11 protein-coding genes and 1 pseudogene are annotated in these 15,898 nt (G+C 48.2%); 8 read left to right on the top strand and 4 right to left on the bottom strand.

Going from position 1 to position 15,898, the window contains the following annotated elements:
• Positions 1 to 966: a hypothetical protein gene (locus AT687_RS06965; RefSeq protein ID WP_010935058.1), complete on the bottom strand. Its 966-nt coding sequence runs from the start codon at positions 964 to 966 to the stop codon at positions 1 to 3.
• Between the two features lie 136 nt (positions 967 to 1,102).
• Here AT687_RS06965 and hrpA point away from each other — a divergent pair, with 136 nt between their 5' ends.
• Positions 1,103 to 5,047, top strand: coding sequence for an ATP-dependent RNA helicase HrpA (hrpA, locus tag AT687_RS06970; protein ID WP_014319135.1), 3,945 nt, complete (start codon positions 1,103 to 1,105; stop codon positions 5,045 to 5,047).
• 62 nt (positions 5,048 to 5,109) lie between these two features.
• Here hrpA and nrdR read toward each other — a convergent pair whose 3' ends face one another.
• Together nrdR and AT687_RS06980 are read right to left on the bottom strand one after the other, a co-directional pair.
• Positions 5,110 to 5,565: a transcriptional regulator NrdR gene (gene nrdR / locus AT687_RS06975; protein ID WP_003851822.1), complete on the bottom strand. Its 456-nt coding sequence runs from the start codon at positions 5,563 to 5,565 to the stop codon at positions 5,110 to 5,112.
• Between the two features lie 97 nt (positions 5,566 to 5,662).
• Complete coding sequence (locus AT687_RS06980; RefSeq protein WP_014310509.1) at positions 5,663 to 5,998, bottom strand: hypothetical protein; 336 nt, start codon at positions 5,996 to 5,998, stop codon at positions 5,663 to 5,665.
• A gap of 339 nt (positions 5,999 to 6,337) precedes the next feature.
• Between AT687_RS06980 and lexA the strand changes: the two genes are divergently transcribed.
• Positions 6,338 to 7,051 (top strand): transcriptional repressor LexA, encoded by a 714-nt coding sequence (gene lexA / locus AT687_RS06985; RefSeq protein WP_003851825.1) that lies wholly within the window; start codon positions 6,338 to 6,340, stop codon positions 7,049 to 7,051.
• Positions 7,052 to 7,372: 321 nt separating this feature from the next.
• Positions 7,373 to 8,149, top strand: coding sequence for a DeoR/GlpR family DNA-binding transcription regulator (locus tag AT687_RS06990; protein ID WP_003851826.1), 777 nt, complete (start codon positions 7,373 to 7,375; stop codon positions 8,147 to 8,149).
• Positions 8,150 to 8,242: 93 nt separating this feature from the next.
• Here the strand turns inward: AT687_RS06990 and ptsP are convergent, their stop codons facing one another.
• The gene (gene ptsP / locus AT687_RS06995) at positions 8,243 to 9,925 is read right to left on the bottom strand and encodes a phosphoenolpyruvate--protein phosphotransferase (protein ID WP_088245662.1); all 1,683 of its coding nucleotides are present in this window, start codon (positions 9,923 to 9,925) and stop codon (positions 8,243 to 8,245) included.
• Between the two features lie 279 nt (positions 9,926 to 10,204).
• Here ptsP and AT687_RS07000 point away from each other — a divergent pair, with 279 nt between their 5' ends.
• The 5 genes and pseudogenes from AT687_RS07000 to AT687_RS07020 all read left to right on the top strand — a co-directional run bounded on the left by AT687_RS07000 (position 10,205) and on the right by AT687_RS07020 (position 15,866).
• The gene (locus AT687_RS07000) at positions 10,205 to 11,008 is read left to right on the top strand and encodes a DeoR/GlpR family DNA-binding transcription regulator (protein WP_014310510.1); all 804 of its coding nucleotides are present in this window, start codon (positions 10,205 to 10,207) and stop codon (positions 11,006 to 11,008) included.
• A complete protein-coding gene (pfkB, locus tag AT687_RS07005; RefSeq protein ID WP_014319136.1) occupies positions 11,005 to 11,970 on the top strand; it encodes a 1-phosphofructokinase in 966 nt (321 codons plus the stop codon). The genes AT687_RS07000 and pfkB overlap by 4 nt, the downstream gene beginning before the upstream one ends.
• 110 nt (positions 11,971 to 12,080) lie before the next feature.
• Positions 12,081 to 14,068, top strand: a pseudogene (locus tag AT687_RS13515) (PTS fructose transporter subunit IIABC).
• Positions 14,069 to 14,313: 245 nt separating this feature from the next.
• The gene (locus tag AT687_RS07015; RefSeq protein ID WP_003851840.1) at positions 14,314 to 14,580 is read left to right on the top strand and encodes an HPr family phosphocarrier protein; all 267 of its coding nucleotides are present in this window, start codon (positions 14,314 to 14,316) and stop codon (positions 14,578 to 14,580) included.
• Between the two features lie 164 nt (positions 14,581 to 14,744).
• Positions 14,745 to 15,866, top strand: a complete 1,122-nt coding sequence (locus AT687_RS07020) for an LLM class flavin-dependent oxidoreductase (RefSeq protein ID WP_014319137.1) — start codon at positions 14,745 to 14,747, stop codon at positions 15,864 to 15,866.
• Positions 15,867 to 15,898 lie beyond the last annotated feature (32 nt).

Here is a 15,898-nt window from a genome sequence, read left to right on the forward strand (position 1 = left end):
CTATGCTTTCAACGGAACCGTTCCTTGAGCAATTTGCCGATACATATGAGCCTGAGCATTCATCATGGCGGGAACGATAATAATCGCGCCTAGTCCAAGAGTGATGAGCAACCCGAATGTAGAAATCAAGAAGTTGAACACGCTAAAGCCCACTGCTTGCCAATAGTTTTTAGAAACCTGTACAAAACCAAGACGTATTCCTTCTATCACCGAGGCGCGCCCATCGCATACGAAATACGGAGCATAGGTAAAAAATGGTGAAATGAATGTGGCAACGACAAGAATCAACACGAGTACCAATACAAATGGCACCCAACTGCCCCCTGTTTGCAGGTTGAAAGCAGTGACAAAAAGGACCGCGATGCTAATTCCCATTGGAATAAGTAGCAATATGAATATTAAAAATTCCGTCGCTGTTGTCTTAAGCCAACGAGCTTTGGTGAAGACTTCACCAAGGGTGATAGGAAGACCATCAAGCTGCAATAGCACAAGGCGAATACCAAAAGCTGCGATCAATATGGATCCAAAATTAACCAAAAAATCTGTACCTCTTATGGAGGGGTCAGGTACTGCGCTGGGATCCTCGAATCCCCCACTCGCCCCGAAAGACAGATACGTTGCTGTTGCTGTCCCAACTCCAACAACCGCAAGTATCAGGAAAGCACCTAGTATCCATAGCGGCTTCTTGAAGACAATTCGGAATCCGTATTCTATCGCTGCGAAGATGTCTGCCTTACCGGCGTGCTCCACAAACGGATCTTTAAGATCTTTATGGAACTTCTGCTCCCCAGCAGAACTTGCACCGCTGCCATAACCTGCATAGGAACCGGAATAACTACCTAGCGGCGAACTGGTGGGGTATCCATCAGCTGGGACGTTAAAACCACGATCTTCTGGATGGGAAGTAGAAGGGTAAGGTTCGTACTCATTATCTTGAGGGTCAAAAGGATTCCGAGGGGTGGTCATGTCACTCCTAGCGTGAGGCTCTGAAATTATTCAATACAGGCCCGACCTTACTGGAACAGTTTTTCGTACTCCAGTAACTAGCCCCAATTGTTGCATTACTGTTACTCCCCATCGAGCACTAAACTGTGTGTTCATTATGGGCAAACGGAATCTAAAGCACTCTAACCGACGCGTAAAACCAACGACTCAAGATTCACCAGAAGTTAAAGAGTTAAAAGCATCATGCATGTCCCAATTATCAGGTTTGGGACTTGCCCTCCACCGGTCTTTTGAGCGCCGTATCACTAAAGCGCACAGCACGAGGGCTTTAGAAGCTATTGCACAGGACCTCGCAACAGCGCTTAACTCAATTGAAAAACGACGCAGCAGTATCCCAGTTATCTCCTATCCGGACAATCTCCCAGTTAGTTCACAACGGGACGAAATCGCTGCCGCTATCCAAGAAAACCAAGTTGTCATCATCGCTGGCGAAACAGGTTCCGGTAAAACTACTCAGATTCCTAAAATATGTCTTGATTTGGGACGTGGAATTACTGGCTTAATTGGGCACACGCAGCCACGTCGATTAGCCGCACGAACGGTTGCCGAACGTATTGCAGACGAATTAGATCAGCCAATCGGTGAATCTGTTGGTTACGCGATTCGCTTCGACGATCGTGTCTCCCCCAGTACGTCTATCAAGCTCATGACAGACGGTATTTTACTGGCAGAAATGCAACGTGATCGTTACCTCAATGCTTACGACACAATCATCATTGACGAGGCACACGAGCGAAGCCTGAATATCGATTTCATCCTTGGATATCTCAAACAGCTACTTCCTAAGCGTCCAGATCTAAAAGTCATCATCACATCGGCAACCATTGATCCTGAACGATTCGCGCACCATTTTTCGGACGAAAATGGTACACCAGCCCCCATTATTGAAGTGTCTGGGCGAACCTACCCAGTGGAGGTACTTTATCGCCCCCTCGAGCTTGAAGATGGTACGTCGCTTATCGACGTCGACCCCATCGACGGCCTAATCAGCGCCATTAAGGAGCTTATGAGCTACGGTGACGGTGACATCCTCTGTTTCTTTGCCGGCGAATCAGATATTCGTGACGCCATGGAAGCTATAAAAGAGCAACGATGGCGTAATGTTGAAGTCACACCGCTATTTGGTCGACTGTCTAACCAAGAACAACATAAAGTGTTTACATCACATACTGGCCGCCGAATTGTTCTTGCAACAAATATTGCTGAAACATCACTGACTGTCCCCGGTATTCACTTTGTTGTCGATCTAGGTACAGCACGCATATCTCGGTATTCCAGTCGTACAAAAGTACAACGATTACCCATCGAACCGATTTCCCAAGCCAGCGCTCGTCAACGTTCCGGCCGCTGTGGACGTGTCGCCGATGGCATTGCGATTCGGTTGTACTCCGAAGAGGACTTTCTCTCACGCCCTGAATTCACCGATCCAGAAATTCTGAGAACGAATTTGGCCAACGTGATTCTGCAGATGGCCTCACTACGCCTAGGCCATATCGACGATTTCCCCTTCATCCAAGCGCCCGATACCAAGTCGATCCGTGACGGAATACTGTTGTTGCACGAACTTGGTGCATTAACCACAACGGATACGCGGACTGATCTTCCACGGTTAACAACAATCGGCACGACACTTGCCAGAATTCCGCTCGATCCACGACTAGGCAGAATGCTCATCGAAGCAGAACGTCTAGGCTGCCTCGCCCATGTCATGGTGGTAGTAGCTGCGCTGTCGATTCAAGACGTGCGCGAGCGGCCTCTTGACTATCAGGCGCAAGCAGATCAACTCCACGCTCGATTCAAAGATCCTCAAAGCGACTTTTCCAGCTATCTCAAATTATGGGCGTACATCAATCAGCGTCGCGATGAATTGTCAGGAAACGCATTTAAAAAGGTGATGCAACAAGAGTTCCTTCACTATATGCGGATTCGTGAATGGTTTGATCTCGTTCGCCAACTAAAATCCATAGGTGAACAAGTCGGCTGGAAATCGTTTGAACGGTCGGACGCAACCGACAACGATTGCATTCACCAAGCTCTCTTAGCGGGGCTTTTGTCCCATATCGGCATCAAAGAAGGCGATTCCCGAGAATTTGTAGGCGCCCGCAATACGCGTTTTATGGTCTTCCCTGGTTCAAGTCTTGCGAAGAAACCTCCACAATTCGTTATGGCTGGAGAGCTTGTCGAAACGTCAAGACTGTGGGCACGCGACGTCGCCGCAATAGATCCACGTTGGGTCGAGCCTCTGGCACAAAACTTGCTCAAACACCAATATTCGGAGCCACATTGGTCTCTCAAACGTGGTGCAGCGATGGTTTACCAGCGTTCAACGCTCTATGGAGTGCCGATCGTTGTCGACCGACTGATCAATCTAGCTACCATCGATGCCATTGGCGCACGCGAGATCTTCATCCGTGAAGCTTTAATTAATGGGCAATGGACTACCCATCACAGCTTTTTCAAAAACAATATGCAGAAACTAGAAGCTGCAAATACCTTGGAGGAAAAAGCAAGGCGACGCGATATCGTAGTAACCGAAGATACCCTGTACGAGTTTTACAATGATCGGCTCCCACAATCTGTCGTTTCCACCCGAGCGTTTGATCATTGGTGGAAGAAAACCCGCACACAGACACCTGATTTACTCGATTTTGATCCTGACAAACTTATTTCTGATAGCGCTGAAGAAGTTAATGCAGAACGGTATCCAGATAGTTGGTACGACAACGGTGTAGAGCTAGAACTCCGTTATCGTTTTGAACCTGGCCATCCTGACGACGGAGTTACAGTCAACGTTCCAGTTCCATATCTTGCGTCACTTGAGGAAAGTGGTTTCGAATGGCTTGTTCCCGGTTTTATCCAAGAGCTGCTGACTGCTTCTTTAAAAACACTTCCAAAACATCTACGAAAAAAAATTGTTCCTGCTCCGAACTATGCGAATCTGATTCAGCCACGGATTTCGTTCCGAAAAGGACCGCTTACTCAGGCTATAACGAATGCGCTCAAAGACGCCGGAATTACGGGGATCGAAGCAGAGGACTTTGATTTATCAGCGCTTCCAGATCATTTACGGATTACATTCGCAGCAATAGACAAACATGGAAAGGTAATCGACAAAGATAAGAACCTTGCGCGTCTTAAAACACGTCAAAAAAATAAAATTCGTGCGTCTGCTCTCAAAATCGGAAAAGCAGTCCACCAAAGCGCCGTCACAACTTGGACATCCTCAACTCTAGGAAAGATTCCTGAAGAAGTTTCCACAAAAGTAGACGGCCAACTCATAAAGACTTATCCCGCCTTAGTAATAGGAGAACAAGGATTCTCAGTCGAGGCCAAACCTACCCGCGCCGAAGCTGACGCGTCCATGCTGACGGCAACGTTAGCGATGCTGATGAAGGCATCAAATATTAACACCCAAAAAATGCTTAATGGGTTGCCTCTTCAACAACGTGTTGCAGTTGAGAACTATCCCCACGGCAGCAGCAATGGATTAGTACAAGATGTCAAAGCTGCGGTGATCCGGGACCTACTCATCGAACGCGGCGGACCAGTACGTTCACCAGAAGAATTTGATGTTCTTAAAAAGGAAATTACCCCCAAAGTGCCGGGGCTGACGCGTCAAGCGGTCGTGCAATTAGCCCCTTCTATCAATTGTTATCTCAAAACTAGAGACGAAGTTGCGCACTGGGAAGGTGACGCCATTGATGATATTAGTAGGCAATTAGATTTCCTGCTCCCCCCATTTGCAGTATCACATCATGGAATTCGTCATCTCGCGCGATTACCGCGGCTTTGTGAAGCTATAACCATTCGGCTGGATTCAATGAGCCGAGATTCTTATAAGGATGCGGAGCTACAACTGGTTATTAATAGACTCGAAAATGCCCTCTATGCGAAGGCCAATCGTGGTGGAATTCCAAAATCGAAAATCAACGATATTGCGTGGAAAATTCAAGAGTTACGGGTTAGTCTTTTTGCCCAGAGACTAGGTACTGCAGAAAAAGTATCGGAACGAAAGATCCATAAGCTCATTGAAGCTCTTTAATAAGCAGTGGTTCCTACTGCTTATAGAGCAGAGAGTAGGAACCACTGCTTATTTTCTTGAGGCTAATTCGACCTATCCCGCCGTCGCATCAACCGAATCTCAGATTCGAAATCATCAGCGCTTTCAAACGATTTATATACTGATGCAAACCGCAGATAAGCTACTTCATCTAGTTCCCGCAGTGGCTCCAAAATGGCAAGACCTATCTCGTTAGCGTGAATCTGTGAGCTGCCATGCAAACGAACTCGCTCTTCTACTTGTTGCGCAAGCCGTTTCAATGCATCATCACTTACATCTCGGCCTTGGCATGCACGACGGACACCTACGATAACCTTTTCCCTACTAAAAGGCTCGGTAAGCCCATTGCGTTTGACCACTAAGAGTTGTGCTTTTTCAACTGTAGTAAACCGGTTCTTACACTGTGTACATTCGCGACGTCTTCTAATTGCCGAACCTGAATCAATCACACGAGAGTCGATCACACGAGACTGATCATTATGACAAAAAGGACAGTACACGACACAACCCCGCTTATTCCTCGTTACTAAAACAGACTCTCACATCTTATAGCGTGCCCCGAAATAGCGCGGAAATCTACTACAGCGCAATCTTTCATTACTTTGCTACCGCGCCTGAGCCCACACTAACCATCTCCTCAGGATGCATCATCCCATCTACCGCAATAAAAGAAGTAGCAACAATTAGACCTAACAATGCACCGATTAGGGCATTACGAACCTTATGCCCAAAGCTCTGCGATACTTCCTCATTCAAATGAGGTTTGCTTTCTTGCCCTTCCCCATAAGGACCTGCATGACTTAAAGTTCGAACACTTTGTTCACTTACAGTTGGAGTAAACGCTGAAATATCCCACATTTCCGAGGCAGGACCAACCTCAACACGACGTCCATCATGTGATTTCGACGCTGGTAAAACATAAGAAATAGACATACTTCCCTCACATCTTTCAATTTGAACAATCGCCTACGCTACAAACAACCCGCTACATCAGAAACATCTTATCGACAACCTGTTCGATTTTACTACATGCTCGATAATACTCGTTCGAACAAACTTGTCAACATCTTAAGAATATTTCGAACAAATGTGTAGGATTTTTTCGAAATGCGGTAATATTTTCAGTAGCCCAATGAAACGTGGCAGGCGATTATCACCTCTACGTTGCCCGATCATCCCCCTGATCATTATGGCAGTCCTTTCGAACACTGCCGATACGTTATTCGCAAACAAATCACAACAAATCACGATTACTTTGAGGAAATAATTCTTATGCCAGTGAAGGATTCATCTTCTAACAAGAAGAACCAAATAGGAAAACTTTCCGAACGACAACGTCGAATTTTAGAAGTCATCACCGACGCAGTTTCGCTCCGTGGCTACCCCCCGAGCATTAGAGAAATTGGTGATGCTGCAGGCTTGCAATCCACGTCATCCGTCGCGTATCAACTTAAAGAGCTGGAAAAGAAGGGCTACCTTCGCAGAGACCCTAATAAGCCACGCGCAGTTGATGTTCGTGCGCTTCCCGATCCGATCCCTTCAAAGCCTGGCCGTAAACCAGGGCCTAAAAAGTCTTCGGTTGCTGTCAGTCCCGATCCTGCGGAAACTTCGCCCACCAGCTTTGTACCAATAGTTGGGTCCATTGCAGCGGGCAATCCAATTCTCGCCGAAGAGAACGTAGACGGTTACTTCCCCTTCCCTTCCGAAATCGTCGGAGACGGTGATCTTTTTATGCTCCAAGTAGAGGGTGAATCTATGCGTGATGCGGGGATCCTACATCACGACTGGGTTGTCGTCCGTTCCCAGCCCGTTGCAGAACAAGGGGAATTTGTCGCCGCGCTTATTGAAGGTGAAGCAACGGTAAAAGAATTCCACTCAGATTCGTCTGGCGTGTGGCTTTTACCCCACAACGACGCATTTGATCCCATTCCGGCTGAACACGCAGAAATTATGGGCAAAGTGGTTTCTATCCTCCGAAAGCTCTAATCCATCCTCCGGTGAGGAACCCTAACCCCCTGTATATTGATCTGAGATATAAGGGGGTTTACACATTACGCACCCCCGAAGAGGCCTAGAATTCGGTTTTCCGTATAAGATCACACTTTTTTATTTTTCTTGAATCAAACGCTGTTTACGTTAGTTTTTACCTCTAATTCGTTTGTTTCGTGTCCGATTGTGGGAATTTTCTTTACTCTAGATCGCACGTTTTTGGTTTTTGCATGAAAAGATAGAAGGAGGATAAATACAAAACCAAAAGTCCTCAATCTCGGCTTTGCCCGATCTATTGATCCACGAAAGGTCAAACCAATGTATTCCGAGGAGCGCCGCAGGCAAATTGCCTCTTTGACTGCAGTTGAAGGCCGCGTCAACGTAACAGAGCTAGCAGCACGCTTCGACGTGACAGCAGAGACTATCCGTAGGGATTTAGCAGTCCTAGATAGAGAAGGAGTGGTCCACCGAGTACACGGTGGGGCTGTCGCGAACCAAACATTTCAAACTGCCGAATTTAGCTTGGATACGCGATCACGCTCTGCGTCTGGTGCTAAAAATTCCATCGCGCACGCAGCCCTTAGTTATCTTCCTGAAGCTCAGGGAGGTCTGTTTCTTGACGCTGGAACGACCACCGCTGCATTAGCCGAACTCCTAGCAGCCCAACCATTTGCAAAACACTGGTCCATCGTTACCAATAGTTTGTCAATCGCACTTACCTTGGCGAATTCCGGCCTTGACGAAATCCAACTCCTCGGTGGCAGTGTCAGGGCCATTACCCAAGCCGTCGTTGGCGATACTGCTCTTCGTACTTTGGCGCTCATGCGAGCCGATGTTGCCTTCATCGGTACAAACGCATTGACAATCGATCACGGACTATCGACTGCAGATTCACAAGAGGCTGCTATTAAGTCTGCAATGATTACTAATGCACATAAAGTTGTTGTTTTGTGCGATTCGACCAAAATGGGCACTGATTACTTGGTAAGTTTCGGATCTATTTCTGATATTGATGTCATCATCACTGACGCTAATGCCCCTGAGAGCTTTGTGAAAGCACTGCGCGACCGTGATGTGGAAGTCATTATCGCCTAACTTCAATCTTTCAAGTTTTCTCATCATAATTAATGAAGTGGGGCGGGAAGATCTTTTGTTCTTCCCGCCCCACTTCATTAACGTTGCTCGAGCTTAAGGCTGCAATACCTTACGCACAGCCGCTCGTGCATCAATTGCACCTTCTGCATTGACAGCTGCTTCTGCAGCACGGACACATGTTTCAAAATCAACAGATGCCAATTGTGCACCTACACCCGCGATCGCCGTGGATGCCGCTGACAGCGAATTGACGCCTAAACCAGTGAGAACACATGCTAACAATGGGTCTGCTGCAGCCTCGCCACATACACCCACAGCGGTGTTAAAACGCTTGCCTTCTTCACAAGTATGCTTAATCAAACGCAACACTGCGGGCTGCCATGGATCTGTCAGATACGCAAGCTGAGGAGACATTCTGTCTGCTGCCATGGTGTACTGAGTGAGATCATTAGTACCAATAGAGACGAAATCCAGATATGGCATGAGCTTATCTGCCATTAGCGACGCTGCAGGGACCTCAATCATTGCACCAGCGGTTAATCCTCGTTCTGCGCAAAGCCCTGCGAACCAGCGTGCCTCTCGTGTTGTGGCCACCATAGGTGCCATAACCCAAGTTGGGGAATTCTCATCTCGACCAAGCTCATGAGCGGCCTGTGCGATAGCGTCCAACTGGCGAGTCAACAATGACTCATTAGCACGGGCTACACGAAGGCCGCGAACACCCAGAGCAGGATTCATCTCGTCAGCCATAGACGCAAAGGCAACTGGTTTGTCAGAACCTGCATCTAGCGAACGAACAACAACCTTGGAATCTGGGAATTGTTCCAAAACTTTTTTGTAGACAGCCGCTTGTTCATCAACGCTTGGTTCTTCTGTAGCGGTCAAGAAGCACATTTCAGTACGGAATAACCCAATACCTTCAGCCTGACTCTCCGTTGCAGCGATCCGTGCAGCTTTTCCATCTTGTACGTTCGCAAGTAGCTGCACTCGATGACCGTCCTTAGTTTCGGCTGGTCCTTTCCACTGCGCGATGCGCTCAGCTAGCATGCGCGATTCCAGTTCAGCTGCACGAGCGGTTTCAGGATCTGCGTCGAGAGTCACGGTGCCCAATGCACCGTCGATAAGCACGTCTGTACCTACTTCAATCTTGTGAATTTTCTCACCAGTTGCGACAATGCACGGAACGTTGAGCTGGCGTGCAATAATCGCGGTGTGGCTGGTTGGACCACCCAACTCAGTTACAAGACCGACAAAATAGTCGGTATTCAAGGCTGCGGTATCTGCGGGGGAAAGGTCATCAGCGAAAAGCACAACGTGCTCATGAACATCTGGAAGTCCAGGTTCAAGATCTCCTCGTAGCTCAGCAATCACACGATCGCGAATATCTCGAAGGTCTGTTGTACGCTCCGCCATTACACCGCCAGCTGCCTCAAACATTGAAACAAACTTGGTGGTCGCAGCAACAACTGCATACTCAGCTGGGTGTCCGCCTTGAATGCCTTTCTTGACGGCCTTCTGCCAGCCGCGGTCTTTGACCATTCCTGCAGTAGCTTTTAGTACCTCCGACGCTGCACCCTCGGCATGTTCGGAACGATCAAGAAGGCGTTGTGCCACAGCATCTGCCGCTGCAACGAAGTTATCTAGCTGTTGAGCACGATCAGCTTCGTCAACAACCTCTCCTGCCTGGGGCAGCTTTGGCCGCGGGCTAATCCACACGGCTTTGGCATAACGGACACCGGAAACTACGCCAGTACCCTTAATAATTGTGTCTGTCATCACGTTATTCAACGTTCGCCACCTATCCTCACGGGAGTAGTCAATACCACTTCTACATCACCACAAAATCAACATTTCCGCAACCAATCCAACAAGCAAATGTTGACATGCAGAAAGAAGTGGGCATAAATTTGGTGTAAGTTCAAATATTTTGTTTACATGGCGCATTCAAGGCGCTACATCATAAAACGAAGGATTTTTTGCCGTTACATAACTGCAATATGCCCTCAAAATTCTATTGGGGGTAAAAAGAATTCTTGGTTCAATGAAGGAGTGAAGGTGGCTACCGTAGAAGAAGTAAATCTGCGCCAAGCAACCATCGTTTCGCTCACCAATGAAACCGGAAGATCAAGTGTAACGCAGCTAGCTCAGCAATTCGATGTTACACCTGAAACCATCAGACGCGACCTGAAAAGTCTCGAGCAACAGGGGCTCCTTCGACGCGTTCATGGAGGAGCTGTTTCCGGTAGCCCCAAACTTAACGTCGATGTGCTCGCTGTAGACGATGACGATGATCTGCCAATTCATCAATCACAGCGACGCAAGCAAAGCATCGCGTTAACTGCTCTATCACTTATTCCTAGCCCTGAAGCATCAATCTTTATAGATGCCGGTTCAACTACCGAAACTTTTGCCAACGTTTTAGCCCGTACATACTTAGGACAAAATTGGCTCGTCGTTACTACTTCGCCGAACGTCGCAAGAACGTTGAGTAGTGCCGGCGTCCCTGATGTCATCATGGTCGGCGGTTTTGTAAAGGCACGCACCCAGGCAATTGTTGGCCCCCACGCCATAGAAACGTTGCACTCTATGAGGGCAGATATCGCCTTTTTAGGAACTAACGGGATTGACCCACACAAAGGTTTTACAACTTCAGATGAGCGTGAAGCCAAGGTGAAGCACGAGATGATCGCCCACGCACAAACATCTGTCATTCTCTGTGATTCCGGAAAAATCGGACACAGTTCTGAGGTCAGTTTTGCGCAGCTTGCCGATGTTGACTTTGTTGTTACTGATCGCAACTCTCCTCCTCAGCTTTCCCGCCAGCTCGGCGAACCCAATTTACAAGTGGTGATCCCGTGATTCTGACGTTTACCCCAAATCCCAGCATCGATAAGACCCTCCAGTTGGATTCCGTACTTACTCGAGGCGCAGTACAACGCTTGTCAGGCGTACAAACAGTTGCAGGAGGAAAGGGGATAAATGTTGCCGTTGCTTTAGCAAAGGCACAGGCCGACACCGTAGCGCTTTACCCCGCCCACCCAGAAGATCTATTTAATAAGCTGATCCGTAAGTCCCAAATTCCAGCGCAAAGAGTGACAATCCGCGGTGAAGTGCGAATAAACACGACAGTGACTGAGCCTGACGGCACAACCACAAAGCTCAATATTCAAGGCCCGCAAATTCACGAGGACGAATTGCAAGCCTTGGAGAAAAACCTCCTAGAACGCACGGCACGTTGTTCTTGGGCAGTTCTCGCAGGTTCCTTGCCTCCAGGAGTTCCTACTGACTGGTATGTACATCTGACAAAATTACTCAACGCTCGCCATCCCTCGCTGCGAATTGCTATTGACACTTCCGACGTACCACTGCAAAAAGTTGGGGAATCATTCGGCAACTGTGCACTGTCGCTAATAAAACCCAATGGTATGGAACTTGGTCAACTTGTTGGGCTTGATGGCTACGTTTTGGAAAAAGAAGCAGCGCAAGGAAACTTCGACCCCGTTGTCAGCGCAGCCCGTAAAGCAATCCTCCAAGGTGTTGAAAATTTGCTCGTAACTCTAGGCGCTGCTGGCGCCGTATTAGTTACTAAAGATCATGCGTGGAAAGCTACGCCCCCACCCATTACTGTTCTTTCTACAGTGGGAGCTGGGGACGCCTCCTTAGCCGGTTTTATTCTTGCGTCGGAAGATGGGCTACCGCCGGAAAAATGCCTAGCTCAGGCTGTCGCTTACGGGGCAGCCGCTGCTAGTTTTGCAGGCACTCACATGCCATACCCTCATCAAATCGACGTCAATCACACACCTGTCACTCTCCTTTCCTAGCCCACTCCGCTTTCCACCCAGAGTCAACTTTTATTGCTACACTCATGTGTCTTTATATTTCATATTGGTAACTAACTAAACCTACGCGTTCAAGGGCACATACAAAACCCATGCCTTCTAGGCTCATCGACAGTTCACTCATCGCTCTCGTCCCTGCTTGGGATAGCGATAAAACATCAATCATCAAGGAGCTTTGTCATGTAATGAAAACAGCTTGAGTTACGGATGCCGTCGACACGCTGATTGCCGATACCCTCACTCGCGAAGAATCTGGCAGCACCGCACTCCCCCAAGGCGTTGCGATTCCGCACTGCAGAACGTCAGCCGTAGCACATCCTGTGATCGCTTTTGCATCACTAAGCAAACAAGTGCTTTTCGACGGTTCCCAAAATCCTGTGGATTTAGTCTTTCTCATTGTAGTTCCACTCGATGCGAAAAGAGCTCACCTCAAAATTCTTTCAACCTTGGCGCGAGCACTGATCAATCAATCAGCCGCAGCATCCTTGCGTGCTGCGACTACTCCAACACAGGTAGAAGCAATTATTTCTGCATCGCTAAATTCACAAACGGCAATGCGGAAAATAATGCACCGAGTTCTCCTATAAGGATTGCGGCAATATCCGCATGTCTTACTGGGATCGCCCATACCTATATGACTGCGGATGCACTTACTTCGGCCGCGAAAGCACGTGGCGACGCCTCATTGTTAGTAGAAACTCAAGGCACTTCTGACAACTCAGTATTAAGTGAAAAAGAGATCGCTTCAGCTGATGTTGTTATCTTTGCAGCCGATGTGGGAGTGCGTGACCGTGAGCGATTCAAAGGAAAACGAATCCTTGAATGCAGCCCACGACCCCCTTAGCGCCGCAATCGCACTCAAGAATTCTTCAACAAATACGACAGTTCGACAACATGCAACTCATCGTGTAGCAGCAACAGCCTACGATTTAGAACGAAAAATGCGCCACGCTGCGATGACTGGTGTTTCTACATGGTTCCGTTCGTAGCAGCCGGCGGATTAATGTGAGCCCTCGGATTTCTTTTGAGAGGCTACGACATAGCTGCTGGATGGCAGGCAATTGCCATTCAGCATTCGTTCACTGATCTGCCCAGCCACGATGTGTTCATCGATATAGCAACAGGACAGTCGTATCATTTCAGCGCTCTGGCCTTTTGCTTTATCTTGGCGCTGTGGCCTTTGCTATCGACTCAATGTCAATGCAATTTATTGTAGCTGCACTTTCGGGATACATTGCGTTTGCTATCGCTGGACGCTCAGGAATAGCTCCAGGTTATATCGGCGGTGCGGTATCAGTCTTCGTTGGCGCAGGATTTTGGGCGGATTAGTCACCGGGCTACTGTCTGGAACGCTTGCATGGTGGCTTTCTACGAGGCGGGTTCCCGCACTTATCTCGTCGCTTATGCCCGTAGTAATTGTTCCGCTCATTTCCAGTCTTTTGTGGGTTTGATCATGTTCTTAGTTTTAGGCAAACCCCTTTCATTGTTGCTGTTATCCCTCCAAAACTGGCTGGCAGGACTATCGGGTTCTTCAGCCATCATTCTTGGGGCAGTGCTGGGACTTATGATGTGTTTCGACCTCGGTGGCCCTGTAAATAAAGCAGTATATTTATTTGCTACCGCAGGCCTGTCCACCAATGAACCTGCTGCGCTTCATATTATGGCGGCAGTCATGGTCGCAGGTATGCTCCCCCCGATTGCACTTTCTTTAGCCACCATTATGGATAAAAAAGTGTTTACAGATACCGAACGAGAAAACGGAAAATCAGCGTGGCTTTTAGGACTTTCCTTCATTTCTGAAGGAGCGATCCCTTCTTACCGCAGGTGATCGATTAGGGTGATACCATCATTGATGATTGGAGGCGCATCAGCTGGCGCAATTTCCATGGGGACCACGACTGGCTCGCATGCTCCGCATGGCGGAATTTTTGTACTCTTTGCGATTTCTCCAGCGTGGACATTCCTCTTAGCTTTACTCATTGGCGTGAAGGTTTCCGCTCTCATTGTCATTCTCTTAAAGAGTATGTGGCCCGTTCCAATCTCCACGACTTCGTACAGTAAAGACAGTACGGCAGCTTAAACGACGTGTTCTAAAAGACATCAATCGTTATTGCTTTTATGCCCGATTGATGGCGAAAAATAAACATTCAGAATAGAATCGGACACAGGTGCTCTCAAACTGGCACGGGGTGTCAGAGGTAACCGATGCCACTGCTATGATGCAGTGCAGCATCGTTGCTCGAGGTACGTAATAAAATCGCACTGTTCGCGTAACGTAAGCTTCGATATGATGCTGCGAACAGCTAAATGAAAGGACACCAGTTCATGGCTTCCAAGACCGTTTCTGTCGGATCCTCCGTCGGCCTGCATGCACGCCCAGCGTCGATTATTGCAGAGGCAGCCGGTGAATTTGATGAGGATATCTTCCTCACCATCGAAGGCGAAGACGATGATGAGACTGATGCAGCTTCGTCTCTTATGATCATGGCTTTGGGTGCAGAGAAGGGCGATAAGGTTACCGTCACCTCCGAAAACCCTGAGGCTGTTGAGAAGATCGCAGCTTTGATCGAAAAGGATCTCGACGCCGTTTAAGCAACGCCGTGACCACTTTAAAGAGGAGAACTTTTGTTCTCCTCTTTTTATTCACTCTCCCACTGTGCCACCTCTGAGAAGAGGGAAACTCCTGAACATTGTTGACATGTCATATATAATTGCCGGTGTTAGATCACGAATACCCAATTAAAAGGACCAACATCATGCAATTCGGCATTTTCACCATTGGTGACGTTACGACAGACCCCACTACCGGAGTTACTCCCAGCGAACACGATCGCATTAACGCAATGACACAGATTGCATTAAAGGCTGAAGAAGTAGGTCTTGATGTATTTGCAACCGGTGAGCATCATAATCCACCATTCGTACCATCCTCCCCTACGACACATTTGGCTTATATTGCAGCGCAGACTAAAAATATTCAGCTATCGACGTCCACCACCCTGATCACCACTAACGATCCTGTAAAAATCGCCGAAGACTATGCTTTTCTACAGCACCTTTCCGGTGGACGTGTAGACCTAATGATGGGGCGCGGAAACACCGGCCCCGTTTACCCATGGTTTGGCAAAGATATCCGAAAAGGTATCCCACTCGCTGTCGAGAACTACCATCTTCTTCGTAAGCTATGGCGTGAACCCGTGGTGAATTGGAAAGGTGAATTCCGCACTCCGCTACAGAACTACACCTCTACTCCAGCACCGCTAGGCGACGTTCCCCCATTCGTATGGCATGGATCAATTCGGTCTGTACAGATCGCCGCCGAACAAGCAGCATTTTATGGCGATGGATTCTTCCATAACAATATTTTCTGGAATAAAGAGCACACTGCCCAAATGGTCAATATTTACCGCCAGCGATTTGAAAAGTACGGACACGGTCGCGCAGATCAGGCCATCGTCGGACTCGGTGGGCAAGTATTCATCGGTGAGACTGAGGCAGAGGCAAAGAAATTCTTCCGTCCTTACTTTGACAACGCACCGGTTTATGGGCACGGACCAAGCCTCGAAGAGTTCACCGAACTTACACCGTTGACCGTTGGCACTGTTGAACAAGTCATCGAACGTACTATGCAGTTCGCTGATTGGGTTGGTGACTACCAGCGTCAGCTCTTCCTTATCGACCACGCTGGGCTACCTCTTGAAGTTGTTCTTAACCAAATCGAAATCTTAGGCACTCAAGTTGTTCCCGAGCTTCGTCGCCGCATGGAAAAACGTCGGCCTGATCATGTCCCATCTGATCCCCCAAGCCACTCGTTCCTCAAAGCTCACCCAGAGCACCCGCACTTTTTAGTTGAACCAGGTAAAACATCCGCACAATAGGTGTACGAACTACCAGGCTTCCTTGGATAAAC

Source organism: Corynebacterium diphtheriae (assembly GCF_001457455.1).
In the GTDB taxonomy this organism is placed as follows: domain Bacteria; phylum Actinomycetota; class Actinomycetes; order Mycobacteriales; family Mycobacteriaceae; genus Corynebacterium; species Corynebacterium diphtheriae.